Origin of the sequence: Qipengyuania zhejiangensis, from assembly GCF_035607565.1 — a bacterium.
Lineage (GTDB): Bacteria > Pseudomonadota > Alphaproteobacteria > Sphingomonadales > Sphingomonadaceae > Qipengyuania > Qipengyuania zhejiangensis.
The window spans coordinates 871,183-895,726 of sequence record NZ_JAYKGO010000001.1; the positions used below are offsets into that span (position 1 = coordinate 871,183).

General features: G+C 61.9%; 19 protein-coding genes and 1 pseudogene. 8 read left to right on the forward strand and 12 right to left on the reverse strand.

The features are described from left to right. Positions 1 to 23 precede the first annotated feature (23 nt). From VR863_RS04205 to rpsF, 4 genes and pseudogenes are all read right to left on the reverse strand, one after another. Positions 24 to 1,478 (reverse strand): annotated as a pseudogene (locus VR863_RS04205) (AMP nucleosidase); the annotation flags it as partial. 113 nt (positions 1,479 to 1,591) lie between these two features. Continuing rightward, positions 1,592 to 2,212 carry a 50S ribosomal protein L9 gene (rplI, locus tag VR863_RS04210; RefSeq protein ID WP_324827175.1) on the reverse strand — a complete coding sequence of 207 codons (621 nt, stop codon included), beginning with the start codon at positions 2,210 to 2,212 and terminating at the stop codon, positions 1,592 to 1,594. Positions 2,213 to 2,225: 13 nt separating this feature from the next. Beyond that, positions 2,226 to 2,450, reverse strand: coding sequence for a 30S ribosomal protein S18 (gene rpsR / locus VR863_RS04215; RefSeq protein ID WP_324827176.1), 225 nt, complete (start codon positions 2,448 to 2,450; stop codon positions 2,226 to 2,228). Beyond that, positions 2,450 to 2,815 (reverse strand): 30S ribosomal protein S6, encoded by a 366-nt coding sequence (rpsF, locus tag VR863_RS04220; protein WP_324827177.1) that lies wholly within the window; start codon positions 2,813 to 2,815, stop codon positions 2,450 to 2,452. Before rpsF ends, rpsR begins: the two co-directional genes overlap by 1 nt. A gap of 193 nt (positions 2,816 to 3,008) precedes the next feature. On the opposite strand from rpsF, the gene VR863_RS04225 reads away from it, so the two are divergent. Further along, positions 3,009 to 3,971 carry a DUF808 domain-containing protein gene (locus tag VR863_RS04225; RefSeq protein ID WP_324827178.1) on the forward strand — a complete coding sequence of 321 codons (963 nt, stop codon included), beginning with the start codon at positions 3,009 to 3,011 and terminating at the stop codon, positions 3,969 to 3,971. Positions 3,972 to 3,974: 3 nt separating this feature from the next. On the opposite strand, the gene VR863_RS04230 is transcribed toward VR863_RS04225, so the two are convergent. Continuing rightward, entirely contained in the window at positions 3,975 to 5,417 is a 1,443-nt protein-coding gene (locus VR863_RS04230) for a glutamate ligase domain-containing protein (RefSeq protein WP_324827179.1), read from the reverse strand. 43 nt (positions 5,418 to 5,460) lie between these two features. On the opposite strand from VR863_RS04230, the gene VR863_RS04235 reads away from it, so the two are divergent. The 4 genes from VR863_RS04235 (at position 5,461) to dnaN (ending at position 9,299) form a co-directional block, all read left to right on the forward strand. After that, the gene (locus tag VR863_RS04235) at positions 5,461 to 6,297 is read left to right on the forward strand and encodes an LD-carboxypeptidase (protein ID WP_324827180.1); all 837 of its coding nucleotides are present in this window, start codon (positions 5,461 to 5,463) and stop codon (positions 6,295 to 6,297) included. A gap of 40 nt (positions 6,298 to 6,337) precedes the next feature. Next, on the forward strand, positions 6,338 to 7,276 hold the full coding sequence (gene fabD, locus VR863_RS04240; RefSeq protein WP_324827181.1) for an ACP S-malonyltransferase: 939 nt from the start codon (positions 6,338 to 6,340) through the stop codon (positions 7,274 to 7,276). Further along, the gene (gene fabG, locus VR863_RS04245; RefSeq protein WP_324827568.1) at positions 7,276 to 8,028 is read left to right on the forward strand and encodes a 3-oxoacyl-[acyl-carrier-protein] reductase; all 753 of its coding nucleotides are present in this window, start codon (positions 7,276 to 7,278) and stop codon (positions 8,026 to 8,028) included. Before fabD ends, fabG begins: the two co-directional genes overlap by 1 nt. A 146-nt stretch (positions 8,029 to 8,174) precedes the next feature. Next, positions 8,175 to 9,299, forward strand: a complete 1,125-nt coding sequence (gene dnaN / locus VR863_RS04250) for a DNA polymerase III subunit beta (RefSeq protein ID WP_324827182.1) — start codon at positions 8,175 to 8,177, stop codon at positions 9,297 to 9,299. A 32-nt stretch (positions 9,300 to 9,331) separates the two neighbouring features. Here dnaN and VR863_RS04255 read toward each other — a convergent pair whose 3' ends face one another. Next, the gene (locus VR863_RS04255; RefSeq protein ID WP_324827183.1) at positions 9,332 to 10,315 is read right to left on the reverse strand and encodes an acyltransferase family protein; all 984 of its coding nucleotides are present in this window, start codon (positions 10,313 to 10,315) and stop codon (positions 9,332 to 9,334) included. A gap of 101 nt (positions 10,316 to 10,416) precedes the next feature. Between VR863_RS04255 and VR863_RS04260 the strand changes: the two genes are divergently transcribed. Continuing rightward, entirely contained in the window at positions 10,417 to 11,490 is a 1,074-nt protein-coding gene (locus tag VR863_RS04260; protein ID WP_324827185.1) for a DUF2855 family protein, read from the forward strand. Here VR863_RS04260 and VR863_RS04265 read toward each other — a convergent pair. The 6 genes from VR863_RS04265 to VR863_RS04290 form a co-directional block, all read right to left on the reverse strand. Further along, complete coding sequence (locus VR863_RS04265) at positions 11,487 to 12,497, reverse strand: zinc-dependent alcohol dehydrogenase family protein (RefSeq protein ID WP_324827186.1); 1,011 nt, start codon at positions 12,495 to 12,497, stop codon at positions 11,487 to 11,489. The genes VR863_RS04260 and VR863_RS04265 overlap by 4 nt on opposite strands. Next, positions 12,494 to 14,245, reverse strand: coding sequence for an N-acyl-D-amino-acid deacylase family protein (locus tag VR863_RS04270; protein ID WP_324827187.1), 1,752 nt, complete (start codon positions 14,243 to 14,245; stop codon positions 12,494 to 12,496). Before VR863_RS04270 ends, VR863_RS04265 begins: the two co-directional genes overlap by 4 nt. Before the next feature lie 76 nt (positions 14,246 to 14,321). Next, positions 14,322 to 15,800 (reverse strand): MFS transporter, encoded by a 1,479-nt coding sequence (locus VR863_RS04275; protein ID WP_324827188.1) that lies wholly within the window; start codon positions 15,798 to 15,800, stop codon positions 14,322 to 14,324. A 47-nt stretch (positions 15,801 to 15,847) separates the two neighbouring features. After that, the gene (locus VR863_RS04280) at positions 15,848 to 16,672 is read right to left on the reverse strand and encodes an alpha/beta fold hydrolase (protein ID WP_324827569.1); all 825 of its coding nucleotides are present in this window, start codon (positions 16,670 to 16,672) and stop codon (positions 15,848 to 15,850) included. Between the two features lie 63 nt (positions 16,673 to 16,735). Continuing rightward, positions 16,736 to 18,424, reverse strand: a complete 1,689-nt coding sequence (locus VR863_RS04285; RefSeq protein ID WP_324827189.1) for a PHA/PHB synthase family protein — start codon at positions 18,422 to 18,424, stop codon at positions 16,736 to 16,738. 94 nt (positions 18,425 to 18,518) lie between these two features. After that, complete coding sequence (locus VR863_RS04290; protein ID WP_324827190.1) at positions 18,519 to 19,829, reverse strand: FAD-dependent oxidoreductase; 1,311 nt, start codon at positions 19,827 to 19,829, stop codon at positions 18,519 to 18,521. 194 nt (positions 19,830 to 20,023) lie between these two features. Here VR863_RS04290 and VR863_RS04295 point away from each other — a divergent pair, with 194 nt between their 5' ends. Continuing rightward, entirely contained in the window at positions 20,024 to 22,276 is a 2,253-nt protein-coding gene (locus VR863_RS04295; RefSeq protein WP_324827191.1) for an EAL domain-containing protein, read from the forward strand. A 72-nt stretch (positions 22,277 to 22,348) separates the two neighbouring features. Further along, the gene (locus tag VR863_RS04300; protein WP_324827192.1) at positions 22,349 to 24,532 is read left to right on the forward strand and encodes a putative bifunctional diguanylate cyclase/phosphodiesterase; all 2,184 of its coding nucleotides are present in this window, start codon (positions 22,349 to 22,351) and stop codon (positions 24,530 to 24,532) included. Positions 24,533 to 24,544: the final 12 nt, after the last annotated feature.

Consider the following 24,544-nt stretch of genomic DNA (forward strand, 5'->3'; position numbering starts at 1 on the left):
CCCCGTTTGTCAGGGGAGGCTTATCACCGGAAAGGCGGTTCGTTGAAAGCGCGCAGTTTGCGACTGTGGAGCCTCGGCCCCTCGTCACGCAGCAGGCGACACGCCGTCACACCGATCTCGAGGTGGGCCGCAATGGCTTCCTCGTAGAACTTGTTCGCCTGCCCGGGCAGCTTGATCTCCCCATGCAGCGGCTTGTCCGAAACGCATAGAAGCGTGCCGTAAGGGACGCGGAACCGGTATCCCTGACCAGCGATCGTGGCGCTTTCCATGTCCACGCCGACAGCCCGGCTGAGGGACATGCGGCGGGCAGACTGGGTGAAGCGCAGTTCCCAGTTGCGATCGTCGGTGGTGACGACCGTCCCGGTCCGCATCCGCTTCTTGAGATCCGCACCGTGTTCGCCGGATACGTTCTCGGCAGCTTGAGCCAGCGCCTGCTGGACTTCGGCGATGGCAGGAAGCGGTATTTCCGGCGGAAGGACGGGGTCGAGCACATGGTCGTCGCGCAAATAGGCATGCGCCAGCACGTAATCGCCGATCTTCTGGCTGGGGCGCAAACCACCGCAGTGGCCGATCATCAGCCACGCTTCGGGTCGCAACACCGCAAGGTGATCGCAGATCGTCTTCGCGTTCGACGGGCCGACCCCGATGTTCACGAGCGTAATCCCCTCGCGATCGGGTCCCACAAGGTGATAGGCCGGCATCTGGTGCCGCCGCCAGGCGGTGTCGGACAGCTGTTCGCGCGCGTTCTGGGTCTTTTCGGTCAGCAGCAGGCCGCCCGCGCCAGCCAGCGCCGTATATCCGTTCGCGCCGAGCTGCGAGCCTGCCCAATCCACGAACTCATCGACATAGCGGTGGTAGTTCGTGAACAGGATGAACCGCTGGAAATGTTCCGGCGCCGTTCCGGTATAGTGCGCCAACCGCGCGAGGCTGAAATCGGTTCGCAGTCCGTCGAACAGCGACAGCGGAATGGCGTCGTCGGGGCCGCCCAGGATAATGCCGTCGGCCAACTCGTCACCGATATCGGCCAGTTCGGTGGACGGAAAATACCGCGCAACCGAATTGGGGTCCACGCCCGCAAGCACGGCACCGGCTTCACCGTCGAGAACGTAGGGAAACGGGATTTCCTGCCGCGAGGAGCCGACTTCCACCTCGATTTCGTAATTGGTCGAAATGAGTTCGAGCTGTTCCTGCAAATAGGCGCGGAACAGCGCCGGCCGCGTGACGGTGGTGGTGTACAGGCCCGCCGAATTCAGCCGCCCGAACGCGCGGTTGCGATCTTCGGGTTGGTCGCCGCCGCGAAAACGCAGGCGCAGTTCGGGATAGGCGTATGAGCCGTCGTTCCGGCGCTCAGGCGCGGGAAGGGCGCGGTCGCGGCCAAAGGCCATGACATCTTCGCGCAGCCGTTCGACAGCCGCGTCATAAACCGTTTCGATCCGGTCGAGGATCTGGGGGATGCTTTCCATGGGCGTTTTCTCCTGCCTCTTGTCGTTTTCGTATCTATCTTTGCCACAACGACAGCCGTGTTACAAAAAGGGCGCGACCCTTTCGGATCGCGCCCCTTTTTTCTCGTTAGCGAGAGGGTGGAAAAGGCTCAGGCCTCGTCCTCGCCTTCCGCTTCGTCGCCTTCGAGCATGTCGGCGGGAATTTCGCCGGGCTCGAGGGTGGGGTCGACCGATTCGGTGAAACCGGCGCCGCCTTCGGCGTAACGATCATCTTCGAACATCTGGGCCATGACGTCGACGCCCTGGCTCTGCAGTTCGGCTTCGTCGTCCGAACGGGCGACGTTTGCCTTGATGGTGACCGAAACTTCCGGGTGAAGGTCGATGCGCACGTCATGCATGCCGATCGCCTTGATCGGGTTGCCCATGATGACCTGCTTCTTGTCGATGTCGTGACCCTTTTCCACCAGGGCGGAAGCGATGTCGCGGACGTTGACCGAACCATAAAGCTGGCCGGTGTTCGACGCGGAACGGATCAGGATGATCTCGACGCCGTTGACCTTTTCGCCTGCCTTTTCAGCATCGGTACGACGCTCGGCATTTTCCTGCTCGAGGCGGTCGCGGTTTGCTTCGAAGACCTTCTTGTTCGCAGCGTTGGCGCGAAGCGCCTTCTTCTGCGGAAGCAGGAAGTTACGGGCGTAGCCATCCTTTACGGTGACCACGTCACCGATGGTGCCGAGTTTCTCGATACGTTCGAGGAGAATGATATCCATGAGTCTTCTCCTCCTACTTCACGATGTACGGCAGCAGGCCGATGTGGCGAGCGCGCTTGATCGCCTTGGCGAGTTCACGCTGCTTCTTCGCGCTTACGGCGGTGATGCGGCTGGGAACGATCTTGCCACGCTCGGACATGAAGCCCTGCAGAAGGCGCACGTCCTTGTAGTCGATCGGGGGAGCACCCTTGCCCGAGAACGGGCAGGACTTGCGGCGGCGGAAAAACGGGCGGGCCATCAGTCGCGCTCCTCACGGTCAGAGCGACGCTTCTTGTCGCGTTCATTCTTGCGCATCATTACCGACGGGCCGGTTTCGTGCTCGTCGACGCGGATCGTCATGTAACGGATGACGTCTTCGTTGATACGGGTCTGGCGCTCGAGCTCTTCGACAACGGTGCCGGGAGCTTCGATGTTCAGCAGCACGAAGTGCGCCTTGCGGTTGCGATCGATCTTGTAGGCGAGGTTCTTGAGGCCCCAGGTCTCCGTCTTGGTGACCTTGCCGTCGTTCTTCTCGATAATCTCGGTGGCGGTGGCGGCGAGCTGGTCGACCTGAGCTTGGCTCAGGTCCTGTCGCGCCAAGAATACATGCTCGTAGAGAGCCATGCTCTTGTCCTTTCACATATGGCCGATCGCTGGCTGATCCGCGGGATTGCGGGGCCCCTCCGGCTTTCTTCGATTCCCGTGCCCGGAGGCAGGGGATGCGCGCACATAGCCGGATTGGCGCGCAATGCAAGGCTTGTCGGTTTGGAACGAGGCGGGCAGGGGGCCGTTGCCTGCTAAAGCGAAAGGAATTCTCGTGCCCGGTGGATTGGTAGCCTTACTCGACGACGTTTCGATCATTGCCCGTACGGCTGCTGCATCCATCGACGATATCGGCGTCGCCGCGAGCAAGGCGGGCACCAAGGCCGCCGGCGTGGTGATCGACGATGCCGCGGTCACGCCTTCGTATGTGACGGGCCTTTCGCCCGCGCGCGAACTGCCGATCATCTGGAACATCACCAAGGGCAGTTTCAAGAACAAGCTGCTGATATTGTTGCCAGGCGCGCTATTGCTCAGCGAATTTCTTCCCGGCGCCATCATCTTCATCCTGATGATGGGCGGTGCCTATCTGTCCTACGAGGGGGCGGAAAAGGTGATGGAGAAACTGGGTGGGGCAAAGCACGGCAAGACGCTGGAGGACCGGATCGAGGATCCGGCCGCCTTCGAAAAACAGCGCATCAACGGGGCCATTCGCACCGATCTTATCCTTTCGGCGGAAATCATGGCGATCACGCTGAACGAGGTTGCCGCCGAAACGCTGATCACCCGTGCGGGTGTGCTGGCAGTGGTAGGCATAATCATCACGGTGGTCGTCTATGGCGCGGTCGCCATGATCGTGAAGATGGACGACGTCGGCCTGCACATGGCGAAGCGCGATTCGCAGTTTTCCAGGACAGTCGGCCGGTTTCTGCTGAAGGCGATGCCCAAGCTTCTGGTCACGCTTTCGTTCGTGGGCACAATCGCCATGCTGTGGGTCGGCGGGGGAATTATCCTGCACGGCCTGCACGAATTGGGGCTGCACGGGCCGTCGGACTGGGCCCATGGCATCCAGCACGCGGTCGAAACCGTTACCGGCGGACTTTCGGGCATTCTTGGCTGGGCGACCTATGCCGGCCTTTCAGCCCTGGCCGGACTGGCGTTGGGCTTCGTCATCGCTGTCGTGCTGCACAATATCTTCAAACTCGGCGCGGAAGAGGGCGAACCGGCCGAAGCGCATTGATCCTCAGATCGAGAGCCGTTGGAAGATTTCGCGGGCAAATTCGCTCAGCGTGTCGTCGCGTGCGCCCATGATCACGATCCGGTCACCCGGCCGGGCGAGCGAGGTCAGGCGGTCCGCCACGTTCTTGCGGGAAGGGATGTAGTCGGCTTTGCCGCCGGCTTCCTCGATCAGGCGCACAATGCGTTCGCTGCCTTCGCTGCGGTCGACCGTCCCACCGAAATAGACCGGGTCGCACAGGATGGTTCGATCTTCGGGACCGAGCACGCTGGCAAAGGTTTCCGCCAGTTCGGAGCCCATCTGCCGCAACGGCCCGTATCCGTGCGGCTGGAAAAACGCGAGCACACGTCCCGGATGGCTCTTCAGCGTCCGGAGAGTGGCGGCGCATTTTTCAGGATTGTGTCCGAAGTCGTCGATCACCGTTATCGCTGCGACGGTCGTGCCCACGATATCGAACCGGCGTGCAAGCCCCTCGAAACCTGCCAGCGCCTCCACCGCTTTGCCGACGGGAATCCCTGCGGCAGCCGCACCGGCGATGGCGGCAAGCGCGTTGGACAGATTGTGGCGTCCCGGAAGGTTCAGGCGCAAGGGATATTCGGCGCCATCGTGTCGGTCGATCACCATCGCCGCCTGGCGCACCGGCCCTTCGGCAACGGTGCCCGGAACAATCCCGATCTGCGCTTTTTCCTGATCGATCCCGAAGGTGATCACGTCGTTGGCGCGGGGCAAAAGGGCCAGCGCTTCGGGATCGTCCGCATTGATGACGCCGATGCGGCTGCGGGAAAGGTAATCGCCGAACAACTGGCGCAATTCGTCCATGCTCTTGTGATCGAGGCTGACGTTGAGCAGCACACCCACGGCGGGCTTGTAGAGTGCGATGGACCCGTCGCTCTCGTCCACTTCGCTGACGAACAGCGTCTGGCCGCCAACAACGGCGCTGGCGTAAGGCCGTTCGGGCGAAACGAAGTTCTTCATCACCGCGCCGTTCATGATCGTCGGTTCGCGTCCGCAGGCATGCAGGATCCAGCCGAGCATTCCTGTCACCGTGGACTTGCCACTGGTCCCGGCGATCGCCAGTCCTGCACCGCTGGTGTTGAACAGGATCGAATTGAGTTCGGCCCGCGTCAGCCGCAGGCAGCCAAGTTCCTTGGCGCGCTGCACTTCGGGCACCGTGTCTTCGATGGCCGCGCTCGCGACCAGGATCTGGTCCGACGAAACGATGCCGCTTCCATCCTGCTGATGCAGCACGAACCCTTGCGCTTCCAGCGCGGTGAACTTTTCCGGCGTGCGGCCCTGATCGTGGCTGCGATCGGACCCTTCGACGACCGAGCCGCGGCCCTTGAGGATCTGCGCGAGCGGCAGCATTCCCGATCCGCCGATCCCGCAAAAGAAGAACGGGCGTGCAAAAAGTTCGTCGGGGGCGGGCATGGCAGGAGGCGTTTGGGTCATCGCCCGCACCGCTATGCAGTTGTCAGCGCGAAAACAAGCGGGCATGGGATGGCCCGTGCATCGCCCGCTTCGCACAATTGCCGTCTGCGCCCCTGCGACCCCGCTGCTGCGGGAGTATGCCGACGCGGTTAGCGCGCTCGCAGCGGCAGAGTTTCCCGGTATCGAGCTGCATTTTCACGACCAGTGCTTCGCAGAGGATGGCCATTTTGCGGGAAATGATGCGACGCGCCTTGCCGCGCTTCTCGACTGCGCGAACGATGCCCGCTTCGATGCGGTGTGGTTTGCCAAGGGGGGATATGGGTCCAACCGCATTGCCGGGGATTTCCTCGGCAAGGTGGGGCCGGATGCGCGGAAGAAGGCATATTTGGGATATTCGGACTGCGGGACTTTGCTGGGCGCGCTGTATCGCGCCGGTGTTGGAAAACCGGTCCACGCTCCCATGCCTGTCGACATCATGAGGGATGGCGGAAGCGATGCGATCCGGCGTGTGCTCGCGTGGTTTTCCGGGGACGACAGCGGGTTGGAAGCGGGACTGACAGGCGCACCGGCGGCCGCGTTCAACCTCTACACGCTGGCGATGCTGGTCGGCACCGATCTGATGCCCAGCCTATCGGGCCACGAGGTCTTGATCGAAGAGGTCGGGGAATACGAATACGCAATCGACCGCCTGCTTTTTCACGTTTCGCAGCACCTCCACGACATTGCCGGATTGCGGCTTGGCGAAGTAAGCGCAGTTCCAGAGAACGACCGGCCATTCGGGGCAACGGTGGAAGAAATCGCCCGCTACTGGTGCGAAAAGCACGCGATTGCCTACCTTGGGCGTGCCGCCATCGGGCACAGCTCTGCCAACAGGATCGTGCCGTTCGGTCTTGAGGCCTAGCCGGGCTGCGCCTAAGCGCCGCGGCCACGAGGAGACAGACATGACTGCATTCATCTTTCCGGGACAGGGCAGCCAGAAGGTCGGCATGGGTTCCGATCTGGCCGATGCCAGCGCGCACGCTCGCGAGGTTTTCCAGGAGGTCGACGAGGCGTTGAAGCAGAAGCTTTCCGCGCTGATGAAGGAAGGCCCCGAAAGCGAGCTGACCATGACCGCGAACGCCCAGCCTGCGATCATGGCGAATTCGATCGCCACGACCCGCGTGCTGGAAAAGGAATTCGGGGTCGTTCTGGCGGACACGGCGACCTGCGTCGCTGGCCATTCGCTGGGGGAATACAGTGCGCTGTGCGCCGCCGGGGCATTTTCGCTGACCGAAGCGGCCAAGTTGCTGCGCCTTCGCGGGATTGCGATGCAGGACGCGGTACCGATCGGTGTCGGCGCGATGGCCGCGCTGCTCGGTGCCGATATCGAAAAGGCAACCGCGCTGGCGCAAGCCGCCGCGCAGGGTCAGGTTTGCGAAGTGGCCAACGATAACGATCCGGGTCAGGTGGTGATTTCAGGACATGCCGAAGCCATCGACCGTGCGATCGAACTGGCGAAGGATCACGGTATCAAGCGCGGCATCAAGCTGCCGGTATCGGCGCCGTTTCACTGCTCGCTGATGGAACCCGCAGCCCGCCGCATGGAAGCGGCGCTCTCCGACACGCCGCCGCACGCGTTCACGGTGCCCTTGTTTGCAAATGTGACGGCGGCCCGTGTGACGGATCCCGCCGAGGAACAGCGCCTCCTGGTCGAACAGATAACCGGCCGCGTGCGCTGGCGCGAAAGCGTCATTGCCATGCGCGCTGCAGGGATCGAACGTTTCGTGGAACTGGGCGGCAAGGTTCTGGGCCCGATGGTCGGACGGATCGACAAGGATGCCGCTGCCATCAGCCTCGTCACCATGGAAGACCTCGAAAATTTCGCCAAGGAGATCGGATGATGTTCAGCCTCGAAGGAAAGACCGCTCTCGTTACCGGTGCCAGCGGCGGGATTGGCTCGTCGATTGCGCGCGCGCTTGCGCGTCAGGGCGCGCGGCTTGCGCTGTCGGGTTCCAACCCGGCCAAGCTCCGCGCGTTTCGCGATGAATTGAACAGGGAATTCGGTCACGACCACGTCGAGATCACCTGCGACCTTTCGAACACCACGCAGGTCGAGGAACTGATCCCCGCCACGCTCGACACGCTCGGAAGCATGAATATCCTGGTCAACAACGCCGGGATCACCCGCGACAATCTGGGCATGCGGATGAAGGACGAGGAATGGGACGATGTGATCCGCATCAACCTCGAGGCGAGCTTTCGGCTCATGCGCGCTTCGGCCCGCCCGATGATGAAGGCGCGTGGCGGCAGGATAATCTCGATCACCAGCGTGGTCGGTGCGACCGGAAACCCCGGCCAGATGAACTACACCGCAGCCAAGGCGGGCCTTACCGGTATGTCCAAGAGCCTCGCGCAGGAACTGGCGAGCCGTAATATCACGGTCAATTGCGTGGCGCCGGGCTTCATCCGCACGGCAATGACCGATGCGCTCAGCGATGACCAGAAGGCGGCGATCAACGGCCGTATCCCGATGGGCCGGATGGGCGAGGGCGAGGAAATCGGCGCTGCCGTTGCCTATCTCGCCAGTGACGAGGCCGCCTATGTCACGGGGCAGACGCTGCATGTGAACGGCGGCATGGCGATGTTCAGCTAAGCCGGGGTTTATCCCCAAGGAATCAGGCACCGGGGCGCTGCAACCTTGCCCCGGAAGACTGCCCCGCTAAGGTCGTTATCCGTATTCCGGCGCTATTGGGGGCGATTCCGGCCCTTTGCGCGCCCACAAGGGACGAAAGAAGGACCATGAAGGCCACTATCGAACGCGCAACCCTGCTGCGCTGTCTCTCCCACGTCCAGTCAGTGGTCGAGCGACGCAACACCATTCCCATCCTCTCCAACGTTCTCATCGAAGCCGATGGCGACAATTCGTTGAAGGTAATGGCGACCGACCTCGACCTTCAGGTCATCGAACACATGGAAGCCAGTGTCGAAGCCACAGGCGCGATCACGGTCTCCGCCCACCTCCTGTTCGACATTGCCCGCAAGCTGCCCGAAGGCAGCCAGGTCAGCCTCGAAACGGCGGAAAACCGTATGGCCGTCAAGGCTGGCCGCAGCCGGTTCTCGCTTCCCACGCTGCCGCGGGACGACTTTCCCGTGATTGTCGAAGGCGATCTGCCGACAAGCTTCGAACTTCCAGCCCGCACGCTCGCCGAAATGGTGGACCGTACGCGCTTCGCGATTTCGACCGAAGAAACCCGTTACTACCTCAACGGCATCTTCCTTCACGTTTCGGACGAAGACAAGCCGGTCCTCAAGGCCGCCGCAACCGATGGCCACAGGCTTGCCCGCTTCACCCTCCCGCGCCCCGACGGGGCCGAAGGGATGCCGGATGTCATAGTGCCGCGCAAAGCGGTGGCGGAACTTCGCAAGCTCCTCGACGAAGCAATGGACGGAAATGTCCAGATTGACCTGTCGGCCAGCAAGATCCGCTTCACCCTTGGCGGCGAAGGCGGCGTGGTCCTGACCAGCAAGCTGATCGACGGCACGTTCCCCGATTATTCGCGGGTCATTCCCACGGCGAACGACAAGCTCCTCAAGCTCGATCCCAAGAGCTTCTTCGAAGGTGTCGACCGTGTTGCGACCATCGCGACGGAGAAAACCCGCGCGGTCAAGATGGGGCTGGAGAAGGACAAGGTAACGCTTACCGTCACCTCGCCGGACAACGGCGTGGCATCGGAAGAAGTCCCGGCCGAATATTCCTCGGACGGCTTCGAAATCGGTTTCAACGCCGGCTATCTCAAGGACATTCTCAGCCAGATCGACAGCGACACGGTTGAAATCCACCTGGCGGATGCCGGCGCCCCGACGCTGATCCGCAAGGACGAAAACAGCCCGGCTCTGTATGTCCTGATGCCGATGCGGGTCTGATTGCAGACAGGCTGGCCCGCCGGAATGGCGGGCTAGCCTGGCAATCTGCGGCGCTTGTCTGCGTTCGATCTGTGCAGGCGCGTCAGCCAGTCTCTCGCGGGCCGGTCGACATGGCGGTCGAGCGCGCTCGATGCGATCACCACCGAAGCGCAGGCTAGCGCCATCGCCGTTTCTCCGGCGCCCGCCAACACGGCGAGGATGGGGACATGGATGCAATAAAGCGGGTAGGAAAGATCGCCGAGCCATGCCGCCAGCCGTCGCTGCGGAACATGGAGGCAGCTTGCGGCAAGAACCACGGACGGGACGCCGATAAGGATGGCGGCAAGCGCCGCCCCGTTATCCTGTGGCCCAATCACCAGAAACGCACAGATCATCGCCAGAGAAGGCAGCCACGCAACCATGCTTGCGCTTGCACCGGGTTTCCAGTCCCGTGTCAGGCGGTAAATCAGGACGCCGGCCGTAAAGGAATAGCTCACCCGGGCAAGGCCCGCCCATAAGGTGCGCCAATCGGCCCCGAAGTCCCCGAAGGCAAGCGGCTGCCCCGCATACCACGCCAGCGCGGCGGCCGATCCGCCAAGAAGTGCCCAGAGCGCAGCAACGCCGCCGCGGGCAAGGGCAAGCGCAAAGGCCAGATAGGCGATCATCTCGAACAACAGCGACCACAGCGGCGGGTTTGCCGGAAAGAGCAGCGTGGGCGACAGCCAGTTCGGCAGCAGGAACAACATGCCGGCATGGCCCTGATGGAGCACGACACCCAGCGCCGCGCCCAAGGCGAGCATCGGCCAAAGCCGGATTGCACGCCGCACCATGAATTCGCGCGGCCCCAATCCATCCCGGATACGCTGCTGATAGGCCTGCGCGATGACAAAGCCGCTGAGGCCAAAGAACAGGTCGACTGCCAGATAGCCTCCGGGAACATCGACGCCGATGTCCTCTCGCACGTGAAAGAGCATCACGGCGATTGCAGCGATGCCCCTCATGGCATCGATGGTCGAAAAGCGGCGATCGATTAGCATGTCTTGTCCGGCCGCGGGGGTACAACACTATGGTTAAGGAAGGCTTCGCCTTGCGCCTGGTGACCAAAAGGGGAATGATCGCCCACCGAGGAGAACCACCGATGACCCAGCAAGTACACGTCCGGAAAAACGATCTCGCAAAAGCGGAGCTGGTCACTCTGGACCAAACCGCGCTGGGCGAAGGAGCGGTGCGGCTCGAGGTGGAGAGTTTCTCGGTCACATCCAACAACATCACCTATGCCGTGGTGGGGGACGGGTTCGGGTACTGGAATTTCTTCCCGGCGCCGGACGGATCGGGGATCGTCCCGATGTGGGGCCACGCCAGGGTCATCGAAAGCAACAGCCCCGACCTTGCCGTAGGGGAGCGTGTGTACGGTTACCTGCCGATGGCCAGCCATCTGGACGTTGTGCCCGGCAAGGTTTCCGCCAGCGGCTTCGTCGACATGGCCGAGCATCGCCAGCCGATGAGCCCGATCTACAACCAGTATTCGCGGCTGGCCGCCGATCCCGAACACGATCCTGCGCGCGAAGGCGAAAGGATGATCTTCGGCCCTCTGTTCAAGACCGGCTTCCTCATCGAGTATTTCATGCGATCCGAAAGCTGGTTCGGGGCAAGCCAGCTGGTGGTGACCAGCGCTTCGTCGAAAACCGCGATGGGGTTGGCCAGCGTTGCCAAGCGGCGTTCGCCCGACGTGCGGCGCATTGGCCTGACGTCTGCAGGCAATGTCGGCTTTGTCGAAGCCAGTGGACTGTACGATCTGGTCCTTGCCTACGACGCTGTGGACCAGATTCCGGATGCGCCCAGCGTGTCGGTCGATTTCGCCGGCAATTCATCGTTGCTGCGCCGCATCCACGAGCATCTGGGCGAAGCGCTCAAATATTCGTGTCTGGTCGGCGTCACCCATATCGAAGCGCGCGAAGGCGGGACCGCGGAAATTCCCGGGCCCACGCCAACGCTGTTCTTCGCACCCGATCACGCGGTGGCCCTGTTCAGGGAAGCCGGCCCCGAAGCCGCCGGCCAGATGATGGCCGAAAGCTGGCGCGGTTTTCTCGAGGACGCGGGCAGTTCGATCGAGATCGAGCGCCTCGCGGGCCTTGATCGGGCGCGCGAGGTCTTTCTCGAAATGCTCGGCGGGAAGGTCGATCCCGCACGGGGAATCGTGATCGAGCCTTAAATCTCGACCGCGATTTTCCCGAAGTGCGAGCCGCTTTCCTGGTGGCGGAAAGCGTCGGCCAGATTTTTCAGCGCAAAGGTATCCGAAATGACCGGCTTGATGCCGTTCGCTTCGATTCCTGCGATCATGTCCAGTTGCATTTTGCGGCTGCCAACGGTCAAACCCTGGACGGTCAGGTTCCTGGAAAACAGCAGGGCGGTCTGCACCGGCCCGGCAAATCCGGCCAGGACCCCGATCAGCGCGACATGCCCGCCCACACGCGTTGCCAGCATCGACTGGTCGAGCGTTCCCGCGCCACCGATTTCGACCACGCAATCCACGCCGCGGCCACCTGTCAGCTCAAGCGCCTTGGGGCCCCAGGCTTCCACTTCGCGGTAATTGATGAGATGGTCTGCGCCCATAGCCTTGACCCGCTCGAGCTTTTCGTTCGACGAGCTGGTGGCGATCACGGTGGCACCCGCCGCCTTGGCGAATTGCAGCGCGAATATCGATACGCCGCCCGTTCCCTGCACCAGCACCGTGTCGCCCGGCTTGAGCGAATAATCCACGAACAAGGCGCGCCATGCGGTTAACCCGGCACAGGTGAGCGTAGCGGCTTCGGCATGGGTGTATCCCGCCGGTGCACGGGTGAACCAGGTTGTCGGCGCGGTAATCGCTTCGCGGGCATAGCCGTCGATCCCGTCACCCGGCACACGGGTAAATGCGGTCGCGGGCGGTGCACCGTCCAGCCATTCGGGAAAGAACGTGCTGACCACAGCATCGCCGACCGAAAATTCGGTGACGCCGTCGCCGATGGCCACAACCTGTCCCGCACCGTCGGACATCGGGATGCGGCCCTGCGGTGTCGGGATCATGCCCTTGACCACGGCATAGTCATGAAAGTTGAGCGAACTTGCCTTTATGGCGACTGTGATTTCGCCGGGGCCGGGTGCCGCTGCATCGTCAATATCGACATATTCGAACGCTTCGAGGGTGGATGGCGTCGCGCCGGTGCGGATCGCCTTCATTCGGCTGCCTCCGCCAGTTCGGCGCGTTGCGGACCACGGATCAGCCCGCCAGGCGTTTCTCCGGTCCATTCGCCTTCACGGAACGTGACCTTGCCGTTCTTGATGGTGGCAACATACCCGTCGGCCTTTTGCAGCAGACGTTTGCCGCCTGCTGGAAGATCGAAGGCGAGCCAGGGCTTGCCAAGTTTGAGGCGGTCCATGTCGATGATGTTGAGATCGGCAAGGAAGCCCGGCGCCAAAACGCCGCGATCTTCCAGCCCGTAAAGCCGTGCCGTGTCGGCGCATTGGCGCTTGATCGCGTTTTCCAGCGTGATCGTGCCACGCGCCCGGTCACGCACCCAATGCTGGAGCATGAAAGTGGGGCTGGCCGCATCGCAGATCGTGCCGCAATGCGCGCCGCCGTCGGACAGGGAATTCACGGTGTCATCCGACTGCTGGAGATCCATCAGGAAGTCCAGATTGCCATCGGCGTAATTCAGGATCGGCAGGTAGATGAATCCCTTGCCGTCATCGCTGCAAAGAAGGTCGTAGGCGTATTCCTGGCCCGATTTACCGGCCAGTTCTGCGCGGGCTGCGATGCTTTCTTCGGTCGTCGGTTCGTAATTGAAATCGGGGAGCATTTCGTACTGCAACCCCCACCCTTCGCAGACGACCTTGATCAGGCCGATGATATCCTGGTTCACCTCGGACAGATCGCTTTCTTCGGAAAGCAGCTGCGCCTTGAATGCCGGATCGAGCAGCCTGGCGCGTTGTTCTTCCCACGGCAGTTCCTCGATCGCCTGCCAGCTTGGGCGGAAGCGGAAGGGATGCACCGTGCCCTGCCATGCCATGACAATGCCGTTGCCGCGCAACGCGATCTGGGCGACGATATTTGCGCCGTTGTCGTTCTCGGCCCGCATGCACTCGATCTGCTCTTCGAGCGGCATTTCCTTGGCGATCGACTGGAGAGCGGCGAATGTGACCGGAAGGCCGGTTTCGCGGCTCATCTTGCCCATCCAGCCAAATTCGTCCCATTCGCGCATCATGTCGGACGCCATTTCGAAGACGCCATGTCCGGCACGGCCCATCGCACGGCCGATTTCGACCAGTTCTTCCGCGGTTGCAGTGGTGCCGGGCACCACTTCGCCATCGATGTCGCGGTGCAGGACGGTGCGGCTGGTCGAAAAGCCCAATGCACCGGCGCGCACGCCGTCTTCGACGATGGCTGCCATTTTCGCGACGTCTTCATCGGTCGGAATGGCGCCGGGGCGTTCGCGATCACCCAGGACGTAGGCCCGGACCGAGCCATGCGGAACATGGGTCCCGACGTCGACGGTGCGGGGGAGCTTTTCGAGCGCGTCGAGATATTCGGGGAAGGTTTCCCATTCCCAGTTCATGCCTTCGGCCAGGGCGGTGCCGGGAATGTCCTCGACTCCTTCCATCAGCCCGATCAGCCATTCGTGCTTGTCGGGACGGGCAGGGGCGAAGCCCACGCCGCAATTGCCCATCACCACCGTGGTGACGCCGTGCCAGCTGCTGGGTGCCATTTCCTGGTCCCACGTTGCCTGGCCGTCGTAATGCGTGTGCACATCCACAAAACCGGGTGTGACAAGCTTGCCGCCCGCGTCGATTTCCTCCGCCGCGTCGCCGCGCACCTCGCCGACCTGGGCGATCAGGCCATCCCTGATGGCGATGTCACCGGTGAAGCTGGGGGTTCCGGTACCATCCACGATGGTGCCGTTGCGGATAATCAAATCGAATGCGGGCATATTGATGAGCTCCTCTCTCCGACAAGGAAGGTCTCATATTGCAACCGGAGAGTCTAGCTGCCTTGGTGCGGGCCCTTTAACGGGCGTGGGGTTCCGGCATCCGGACCGAGAGGAGGGTCAACAAACCGACCCCGAACAGCAAGGTGATGGACGCCATCCCGATTCGCTGGTCGTTGAACCACAAGGTGAACTGTTCGACCAAGAGCGGGCCCATCCACACGGTTATGGTGCCGGCGATTGCGAACAGGCCGAAGAATTCGCCGCTTCGTCCCGGGGGCGCGAGGGTGACAAGCATCGCGCGGCTCGACGAAATGCTGGCGGTGGCCGTGACCGCCACAACGCTGATCAGCCCCAGGTAGGACAGGTCGGACAGGGTCTTGAAAACCAGGCCGTCCCAAACCGCGTAATTTTGAACCAGACCGAAGAACAGGCTGTCACGCGTGATGCTCAACTGCACGACCATTGCCGCGACCATACCGATAATCTCGATGATGAGCGCGCGTTTCACCCCCACCTTGTTATCCAGCCAACCGCCGAAAATTCCTCCGAGGAATGCCCATGCGCTGGCGAAGATCGCGTAGCAGAGCATTTCGAGAAAGCCCCAGCCAAGGAACAGCGCAACATAGACCGCCCCAAGCGCCAGCAAGGCGGCCATTCCGTCTGCGTAAAACATCCGGGCGAGGAGGAACTTCATCAGGTCGCGGTAGTGCGCCGCTTCGCGCAGTGTTTTCGCGACGCTCCGCGCGCCCGCGACAACCGCCTTGCGCCAACTTGCACCGGGGGTGCCTGGATCGCGGCCGTAAATAAAGAATGGCATGGCAAACACGGCAAGCCACACCGCGCAGATCGGCCCGGCAATCCGCATGTGTTCGAACCGGGTCGGATCGATCCCGAACTGCGGTTCGGCAAAGGGCCAACCCACGATTTCGGGCATCACGAACAGCAGCACCAGCGCCACGAAGATAAGCGTAGCGGCAAGATTGCCAAGGCCGAGCCCAAGCCCCGAAATCATCGAGAGACGGTCTTTCGTTCCCGCCACGCTGAGCATCGCGTTGTGCGTCACTTCGGAATAGGTGTAGCTGACATAGGCGATGACCAGCAGCGCCATGATGCCCCAGATCGGCAGGCCTTGCCCGCCGGGCATGGCAAACCACAGCAACGCCGAACATATCACGATCGAACTCAGGAAGACCGCCAGCAGCGGCTTCAGCCGTCCGCCGCGATCGAGCGCAGCACCCAGAAAGGGCGCCGTAAGCGCGGCGATGACGCCGGCCCATTTGGTGACCGAGGCGATCGTGGCCTGGCCTTGCGCGTTGGCGGTCGCCAGCGCCTTTTCAGGGGTCAGGCCGTCCAGCGCGCCGCTGGCGAGCATATCGGCCCCGATGATATCCCGCGCGAAATAGGGCGCGAAAATATAGATCACGATCAGGATGTAATAGGGATTGCGCGCCCATTCGAACACGGCCCAGGCGAATCCGGTGCGCCCCAGGGCGCCGCCTTCGCCCGAATGGTTGATCGTGGCAGGGTTGGTTTGCTGAGTACCTACGGCGTCCATCTACATCCTTGCTCGTTTCATGCTCGGATGGACTGCCGTACTGCCTGTCAGGCGGCGCGGCGGCTCTCCGCGTCGGTGGCTGGAGAATTCAGGAATTTTCGCAGCGAACCCACCGCTTCGTCGGCATGGGTCAGCAGGAACAGATGGCCGCCGCCGGCAAACACCTCGAGGCGCGCATTCGGTATGGCCGAGGCAAGGATCTTGCCGTTGATCAGTGGAACGATCTGATCCTCGTCCCCCATCATCACCAGGGTTTCCTTGGACATGAAGGGAAGGGCGGGCAGGCTGGTCCAGCCCAGCATCGCAATCAGCTGGTACATGTAACCGCGCGGAGACGGCGGCTTCAGGCGGCCGATGTGGCTGTCCTTCTGGTGGGATGCACCATCCCGGTCGACACCGCCGTAAAGCGTGGTGAAGTGTTCGTTCATGAAGTCGCGGTCGATGTAACGGCGCGGGTCAGCCATCTTGGTCAGCGCGGCCGGGTTGCCGGGCACCATCAGCATACCAGCCGTGGTGGCGACCAGCACCAGCCTGCGCGTCTTGCCGGGGTGCTGAAGTGCGAAGTGCTGCGCCATCGCGCCGCCCCACGACACGCCCATCACATCAACCGTGGGTATGCCGAGGCGTCGGAGCACCTGGCTGGCTGTCCAGCTCATGGTGAAGGTGTTGTACGGCATCATCGGGTCGGGGCTTTCCCCCGTTCCCGGCATGTCGAACATGACAAAGCCGCGCTCGGTGAGCATTTCGGCCAGCGGGGCGACCGCTTCGATATTCGCGCCGATCCCGTTGAAGAACAGGATCGGGGGATGATCGGTCGGCATGTCGAGCCGCCAATGCGCCACGCGCAAGCTGCGACCGCCAACATCCATCATTTCGATCGTGGCGGTCAGTTTGTCTTGCTTTCTTGCAGTCACGCGGCGGTCCTTATGAGGGTGTCAGCACGGTTCCATAACGTAGAGACCCGGGGCCGGGTCCAGCGGCTTGTATGTCTTGTTCCCCGTTTTCGCGGGGGCTTTCACCTTCTTGCCGGACCGATTCTGAACCCAGTCGATCCAGTACGGCCACCAGCTGCCGGCTACTTCTTCGGTACCCTTCAACCATTCGTCCGCCGTGTCAGGCAGCTTTTTCTTGGGGTCTGACTGGATGTAATAGCGCGCCTTGGGGTTGCCGGGAGGGTTGAGGATCGCCTGCATGTGGCCGGAATGGCTGAGGACGTAGGTGACATCCTTCGATCCGAACAGCTTGGTCGATCGGTAGGTCGCTTTCCAGGGCGTGATGTGGTCGGTCACCCCGCCAAGGATGAACAGGTCACTGGTGACCTTCGACAGATCGATCTTGTGATCGATCATTTCGACTTCGCCCTGCTTCGTGAATGCCAGCGTTTCGAAGATGGTCAGGAAATCGCCCATCAGGCTGGCGGACAGGTTTGTCGCATCCGCATTCCAGAACAGGACGTCGAACGCGGGCGGGTCCTGACCGAGCAGGTAGTTGTTGATCACGTAGTTCCAGATGAGATCGTTGGGTCGCAACCATGCGAAGCCGCGGGCCAGATCGTCCCCCTTGATCACGCCCTTTTTCGCAGCGCGTCGCCGCGCCAGTTGCAGGCCGTTCTTGCTGACGAGCGATCCCGCCTCGATATCGTTCTGCTTGGGGTGAAGGACGCACACCATAAGCGTGAGCGCGCCAAGCAGGCTATCGCCATCGGATGCCATCTTGCTGGCCAGCATGGCCGCCGTCTGGCCGCCCGAACACCCGGCCGATACATTGACCTTCTTGGCGCCGGTGATTTTGCTGACCGCTTCCATCGCTTCGCGGCACGAGCGGACGTAATCGGCCATGTCCCAGTGGCCCTGTTCCTTGCTGGGGTTTTTCCAGCTGATGACGAAGGTCTGGATGCCGTTGTCGAGCTGATACTTCACGACCGATTTTTCGGGCGAGAGATCGTTGATGTACATCTTGTTGATCTGCGGCGGGATGGTCAGCTGCGGGATCTCGTACACTTCGTCGGTGGTGGGGGTGTACTGCACCAACTCCATCATGTCGGTTCGAAGGACAACCGATCCCTTCGATGTTGCGACATTTTCGCCAAGCTTGAACGGCTTCTTGTCCACCTGGCTGACCATGCCCTTGTTGTGGACCATGTCGTCATAGGCGTTCTTGAGGCCCTTGATCAGGCTGAGACCGCCGGAATCGATCGCCATCTTCTGCGCGGTGGGGTTCCCGATCAGCGTGTTTGTGGGGGCAATGCCGTCAATGATGATGTTCGAGATGAAGCGGGCCCGGTCGCGCTCAAGATCGTCGAGATCGAGGTCCTCGAGCCATTTCGAAGCGCCCTTCTGCACGGCAAGGTAATACTGCATCCCGGCGCGCATGAACGGGTTGTACTGCCAGGCAGGGTCCTTGAACCGCTTGTCCCTGGGGTCGGGTGCAATTTCGCTCTTGCCGGTCATGATCTTGATCATATCCGCGCCGATATCCTGACCGTGCTTCATCAGCCGCTGCGGGTCGGAAGCCGTTTCGCGCAGCATGACGGCGACGGCGCCGAAGATATCCTCTCGCGTCAGGCCAACGAGGGGACCAAGGGCGCTGGTGTGCTGGGCGGCTTCGTCTTCAAGCTTGGCCATGGGTCGGGCATCCTCCGGTATTACAAATAATCAAATCAGGCTGTGGCCTTGCAACAAGTCATGCTTTGCCACTGTTGGGAAAGCAAGGATGCGTTCACGGACGCCGCGCGGCAATCATGCTTTCGATGTCGACGAACTTTTCGCGCGGTGCGCCTTCGCGGGCGGCGGCTTCTTCGGCCTCTTCGATCTTTTGCCAGTCACGGAAGGTCACGATGTCCAGGCGGCGCGCTTCGGCCAATTCGTCGAAACCTTCGCGCCCGCGCTTTCGCGACCCCAAGCCGATATCGGCATCGACCAGATCGATGACGCCGTACCCGTCGGGACGGTTGGTTCCGATCGTGCCGCTCGGGCCGCGTTTCGCCCAGCCGACGCAATACAACCCCGGCAGAATGCGCCCTTCGTCGTTGGCGAAACGCCCGGCGCGTTCGTCGAACGGTACGCCTTCGACGGGGGAAGAACGGTAACCGATGCAGCTGACGACGAGATCGGCAGGCAATTCATAGGTTTCACCGGTCCCGATCGCGCGCCCGGCCTCGACGGTCGTTCGTTCAACCTCGATCGAACGCACATGCCCGTCGACCCCATGGATTGCCCGCGGGCTGGCGAAGAAGTCGAATTCGATGCTGATCGGTGTTTCGCCGTGAATGCTTTGCGGAATGGCCGCAAAATCGCGCAGAAGCGTGACGGATTTCCGCAAGCCTGGCTCCAGTATGGCGTCATCGCCTTCCGGGGGAAGATCCGATTTGTCCACATGCGGACTGGCGCGGCGAAGGTGCATGAGTTCTCCGAGTTCCTTCGGCGTCATCATGATCTGTTGCGGTCCCCTGCGCCCAAGGATGGTGATCGTTTCCAGTCTCGATCCGCGCAGCAGGTCGAGCGCGTGGGCCACGATGTCCGACCCGGCAAATTCCTCATCCGTTTTCGACAGGATGCGCGCCACGTCGAGCGCGACGTTACCCATCCCGATCACGACGGCGTGGCGGCCTGAGAAATCGGGGTCGAGGTTGGCGAAATGCGGGTGCCCGTTATACCAGCCCACGAAAGCGGCGCTGCCGTACACGTTGGCAAGATCGTCGCCTTCCATGCCCAGCTTCCGGTCCTCCGGCGCGCCGGTGGCGAATATGACCGCGTCGTAGAATTGCTGGAGTTCCGCGACGGTCACGTCGTCTCCGGCCGATACGTTGCCGACGAACCGGACGTTGCCCGCCAGGGCGACCTTTTCGTATCGCCGCGACACGCCCTTGATCGATTGGTGATCGGGCGCCACGCCGGTGCGGATCAACCCGTATGGAACCGGCAGCCGGTCGAACACGTCGACCCGGACATCCTCACCCCATTTTTTCACCGCTGCTTCGGCAGTGTAGTAGCCCGCCGGTCCGGAACCGACGATCGCGATATGCCGCATCCAGGTTCTCTCCCCCCTGTGAAGCCGAACCGCACGATGCACCGCGCCGCCCCATGTGGCAAGCGCGCTTCCAGCCCTGCGTCCCTCGAATTTGATGGTTATCCGTTTGGAAAGTTTTTCCGGCTAGCACATGGCTCGATTACGTAGGTGGCTGAACGGGTTCGCGGCCGAATTCACAGGATTGAGGACAGGCAATGGCAGGTTTCTTTGCGCGCGGGGCCCGCGCCAAGGTCAAACAGCAGGATGAAGAGGCCGCGCTCGAACTGCGGCCGATTACGCACGCGGACACCATGCGTCGTATCGAACTCCTCGACAGCTTCGAGAACGCGGGACTTGGCTGGTTCTGGGCCACCGATCGTCATGGCCGGTTGATCTATCTTTCCGAAAACGCGGCCAAGACAATCGGGTGCGATCTCGATGAGATTATCGGCACGCAGCTCACCAAGTTCTTCATCCCTGAAGTCGACGACCAGAAGTCCGAGCGACCGCTCAACTTCCTGCTCGGCGCGCGCAACTCGATTTCCCAGCTTCCCGTGCGCCTTGCCCTGGGCAAGAACCAGGCGTGGTGGGAAATCGCCGGCAAGCCGCAATTCGACAAGGCACAGGAATTCGCCGGTTATCGGGGCAGCGCGAAGGATATTTCTGGGACCTTCCAGAGCCAGCGTGACGCTGACAGGCTGGCACAGTTCGATTCCCTCACCGGCCTGTCCAACCGGCACCGGATGAACAAGCGGCTGGCCGCGACCTTGCAGGCGTTCCGCAACTCGAAGCGCAGCTGCGCACTGCTGATGCTCGACCTCGACCGTTTCAAACAGGTCAACGACACGCTGGGCCATCCGGCGGGCGATGAACTGCTCCGCCAGGTCGCGGGCAGGATCGAACGCGTTATCGGGGAGACGGGCGAAATCGGCCGTCTCGGAGGCGACGAATTCCAGATCATGATCCCCGACATGGACGATCGGGGCGAACTCGGCGAACTGAGCAAGCGGTTGATCCAGATGGTGTCGCAACCATACCAGATCAGCGGTTCGCGCGCTGTCATCGGGACTTCGATCGGGGTCGCCGTGGCGCCATACGACGGCATCGAAAGCGAAGAGCTCGTCAAATCGGCCGACCTTGCGCTTTACGCGGCCAAGGGCGGCGGTCGCGGCCAGTATCGTTTCTATCACATCGACTTTCAGGACGGCGTGAAGCACCGCCGCCAGATCGAGGAAGACCTGCGCGACGCCATCGAAAATGGCGAGCTCAAGATGTATTACCAGCCGATCGTCGATGCGAAGACGCATAAGCTTCAGTGCCTTGAGGCGTTGATGCGGTGGGAGCATCCCGAACGCGGGTTCATCCCGCCATCGCAGTTCATCCCGGTTGCCGAAGATATCGGCATGATCAAGGAACTGGGCGAATGGGCGCTGACGCAAACGTGCCTTCAGGCCAAGCAATGGCCCGTGGAATTGCGCGTTGCGGTGAATGTTTCGGCAATCCAGTTCACGCGGGATGATTTCCCCGATCTGGTAAAGTCGGTCTTGATGGAAACCGGACTGGAGCCGCATCGCCTGGAACTGGAAATCACGGAAAGTGTTTTCCTCGGCGATTCAGAGCGCACGCAGTCCACGTTCGAGGTCTTGAAACGCATCGGTGTGCGCCTTGCGCTCGATGACTTCGGCACCGGCTACAGCTCCTTGAGCTATCTCCAGAAGGCTCCGTTCGACAAGATCAAGATCGACCAGAGCTTCGTTCGCGGCGCGACCGAAAAGGGCAACAACAACCCTGCGATCATGAGCGCCATCGTCAGCCTGGCCGAATCCCTCCATATGGAAACGGTCGCCGAAGGGGTGGAAACCAAGGACGAACTTTCGCTGGTCAAGGAACGCGGTGCAAGCCACGTCCAGGGCTACATCTTCTCCAAGGCGCTTTCCCAAGACGAACTGCTCGAGCGGCTGGAAACGAAGGACCTGGTCTACGAACCACGCGGTCCCGACAAGTATCGCGCCGATCGCAAGTCCGTCTATCGCAAGATCAGCCTGATCCATGAAGATCATCGCTACAACGTGACCTTGCGAAATCTGTCCAAGACAGGGGCGATGATCGAAGGCTTGCTCGAGGTGCCGCTCGGCACGCCGGTCGTCCTTAACCTGGGGGGCGGGCAGCTTGCCGTGGCAAAGGTTCGCCGTTCGTCCGGTTATATGCAGGGCGTGGAATTCGAGTCCGCACTGATCAGCGACGGCGCCGATGGTTTGTGTACGCGCCATCGCGTTTCGCCCTATCAGATCGAAGCGGCCGGACGCCCGCTTTCGAGCCTGCCGCAGGATCCCTATGAAATGCTGAAGGCCGAACTGAGCGGAACCTACAAGCCGAAGGCATTCATGGAAATCGATCCCGGTGCATCGCGTCGCAAGAACGAAAAACCGGCTTCCGCGCGTGCAGATATCAGCGCCGCGTTAGGGTAAAACTAACCAATTCCGCATAGCTATGGTTCAGTACAGTAATCACTGCTGACGAGGTGGGTGGATATGGGGGCAATGCCCTTTTCTGATTTCTTCAAGGGAAAGAAAGGCGGGGCCGGGATCAACGGCGCCTCGCCTCCCGGCATCGACGCGGCCGAAAAGGTTGCGGTCGTCGAAGAAATCGAGATCAGCGGTGCCCTGGGTTTCTGGAACACCGACGCGCAGGGGCGCATCTCCTATCTCAGTGGCTGGATCGTCGACGCCCTGGATGGCGAATTCGCCCAGTTCGCCGGCGAGGCGATGCAGCAGGTTTTCATCCCGGTCGACGGGGAAGCCGATGGACGCTCGCTCGGGCTGAAGCTCGGCACCCGCAAGAGCTTTTCGGGCATGGCCGTGCAGGCCAGCCGCACCGGGGCCGACCTTGTGCTGCGCTTGTCGGGCCGCCCGCTTTATGACGGCAGCGGCACCTTTCTGGGTTTCCGCGGCAGCACCATCGACGTGACCGATGAATTCCGGTCCGAAGAAGAAGCCAACCGGCTGGCAAAGTTCGATTCGCTGACCGGTCTGGCCAATCGCCACCGGATGGAACAGCGCATCGATTCCACCTTGCACGCGTTCCGCAGCGCGAAGCGCGCAGCCGCGCTGATGATGCTCGATCTCGACCGCTTCAAACAGGTCAATGATACGCTTGGCCATGCCGCCGGCGACCAGTTGCTGCAGCAGGTTGCCGACCGGCTGCGCGGGGCCGTTGCCGGACGCGGTGAAATAGGCCGGCTTGGCGGCGACGAATTCCAGGTTCTGATCCCCGATCTCGACGATCGCGGAGAGCTTGGCGAGATCGCCAAGAAGATCATCCAGATCCTGTCACAGCCCTATTCGGTTGAGGAGGGGCGCTGCTCGATCGGCTGTTCGGTCGGTATCGCGATCGCACCGTACGACGGTGTGGAACGTGACGAGCTGACCCGCGCTGCCGACCTTGCCCTGTATGCCTCGAAGAACGGTGGGCGCGGCCAGTTCCGTTTCTATGCCGCCGATCTCGAACATGAAGCCAATCTGCGCAAGCGGATGGAAGAAGACCTCGCCCAGGCGATCGAATCGGGTCACTTCACGCTCGAATACCAGCCGGTGGTCAGCCTTGCCGATAACCGCGTGGTGGCGCTGGAGGCGCAATATTGCTGGGTCGACGAGGAACGGGGCCGGGTCGAAGCCGAGACGTTCATGCCGGTTGCCGAAGGCAGCCGCCTGATCATTCCCATCGGTGACTGGGGACTGCGCAAAACCTGCGAAGACGCCGTTCACTGGCCTGAATCCATCGTTGCAGCCTTGCATGTCAGCCCGGTGCAGTTCGAAGCAAGCGGCTTCGTCGATACCGTGGAAGACGTGCTCAAGAAAACCGGGCTCGATCCGGCGCGGCTCGAATTGCGTTTGCCGGAATCGGTTTTGCTGGGCGACGGGTCGACGGTGGACAAGGCCCTGTCGCGCCTCTTCAAGGCGGGCGTTCGCCTGACCCTGGACCAGTTCGGAACGGGCCTTTCTTCGCTTAGCTATCTCCGGCGTGCGCCGTTCAACGCGCTCAGGATCGGCGAAGATTTCTTCGAACCGGTCATGGGCAGCGAACTGGGCGATCTTGAGCTGGTGAAAGCCGTGGTCGCCCTGGCGGGCGCAATGGGAATGGAAACCATCGCCTCCGGCGTCCATGCGATCGCGCTGATGGAAGAGCTCAAGCGGCTTGGGGTCAACCAGGTTTGCGGGTTCGTCTACTCGGGCGCCATGACTTCCGAACAGGTCCTCGAGGAAATCGCCGAGGGCGAGTGGATTCTCGCACCATCGGACAACGGAACCCAGCGCGCCAGCCGCCGGACCGTGTTCCGCAAGATCGGCGTGATCCACGAAGATCACTATTACGATGTGACCTTGCGAAACCTCTCCCGCTCGGGCGCAATGATCCAGGGCCTGGAGGATGTGCCCGTCGGCACGATGTTCGTCCTCGATTTCGGTCAGGGCCAACTCGCGGTCTGTTCGGTGCGCCGGACGATGGACGATACGCAAGGCGTCGAGTTCGAGCAGGAACTGGTCGACGACGGGGCAGGGGGCCTGTGCACCCGCCATCGCGTCAGCCCGTACGAGCTTGCCGCGGCAGGCGCTCCGTTGCAGGCCCTGCCTGCGGGCAAATACACGCTTGCGGACAAGCTTTCTTCGAACCCGTCCTACGCCCAGTTCAAGCTTTCGGCCAACGCACCCAAGCAGCAGGCGGCCTGACGCAGTTTGCCT

What these genes read in the sequence shown, in the direction of transcription:
- rplI (WP_324827175.1), bottom strand. Translation starts at nt 2,212, where the DNA reads ATGGATATCATTCTCCTCGAACGTATCGAGAAACTCGGCACCATCGGT.
- rpsR (WP_324827176.1), bottom strand. Translation starts at nt 2,450, where the DNA reads ATGGCCCGCCCGTTTTTCCGCCGCCGCAAGTCCTGCCCGTTCTCGGGC.
- rpsF (WP_324827177.1), bottom strand. Translation starts at nt 2,815, where the DNA reads ATGGCTCTCTACGAGCATGTATTCTTGGCGCGACAGGACCTGAGCCAA.
- VR863_RS04230 (WP_324827179.1), bottom strand. Translation starts at nt 5,417, where the DNA reads ATGACCCAAACGCCTCCTGCCATGCCCGCCCCCGACGAACTTTTTGCA.
- VR863_RS04235 (WP_324827180.1), top strand. Translation starts at nt 5,461, where the DNA reads ATGGGATGGCCCGTGCATCGCCCGCTTCGCACAATTGCCGTCTGCGCC.
- fabD (WP_324827181.1), top strand. Translation starts at nt 6,338, where the DNA reads ATGACTGCATTCATCTTTCCGGGACAGGGCAGCCAGAAGGTCGGCATG.
- fabG (WP_324827568.1), top strand. Translation starts at nt 7,276, where the DNA reads ATGTTCAGCCTCGAAGGAAAGACCGCTCTCGTTACCGGTGCCAGCGGC.
- dnaN (WP_324827182.1), top strand. Translation starts at nt 8,175, where the DNA reads ATGAAGGCCACTATCGAACGCGCAACCCTGCTGCGCTGTCTCTCCCAC.
- VR863_RS04255 (WP_324827183.1), bottom strand. Translation starts at nt 10,315, where the DNA reads ATGCTAATCGATCGCCGCTTTTCGACCATCGATGCCATGAGGGGCATC.
- VR863_RS04260 (WP_324827185.1), top strand. Translation starts at nt 10,417, where the DNA reads ATGACCCAGCAAGTACACGTCCGGAAAAACGATCTCGCAAAAGCGGAG.
- VR863_RS04265 (WP_324827186.1), bottom strand. Translation starts at nt 12,497, where the DNA reads ATGAAGGCGATCCGCACCGGCGCGACGCCATCCACCCTCGAAGCGTTC.
- VR863_RS04270 (WP_324827187.1), bottom strand. Translation starts at nt 14,245, where the DNA reads ATGCCCGCATTCGATTTGATTATCCGCAACGGCACCATCGTGGATGGT.
- VR863_RS04275 (WP_324827188.1), bottom strand. Translation starts at nt 15,800, where the DNA reads ATGGACGCCGTAGGTACTCAGCAAACCAACCCTGCCACGATCAACCAT.
- VR863_RS04280 (WP_324827569.1), bottom strand. Translation starts at nt 16,672, where the DNA reads ATGATGGATGTTGGCGGTCGCAGCTTGCGCGTGGCGCATTGGCGGCTC.
- VR863_RS04285 (WP_324827189.1), bottom strand. Translation starts at nt 18,424, where the DNA reads ATGGCCAAGCTTGAAGACGAAGCCGCCCAGCACACCAGCGCCCTTGGT.
- VR863_RS04290 (WP_324827190.1), bottom strand. Translation starts at nt 19,829, where the DNA reads ATGCGGCATATCGCGATCGTCGGTTCCGGACCGGCGGGCTACTACACT.
- VR863_RS04295 (WP_324827191.1), top strand. Translation starts at nt 20,024, where the DNA reads ATGGCAGGTTTCTTTGCGCGCGGGGCCCGCGCCAAGGTCAAACAGCAG.
- VR863_RS04300 (WP_324827192.1), top strand. Translation starts at nt 22,349, where the DNA reads ATGCCCTTTTCTGATTTCTTCAAGGGAAAGAAAGGCGGGGCCGGGATC.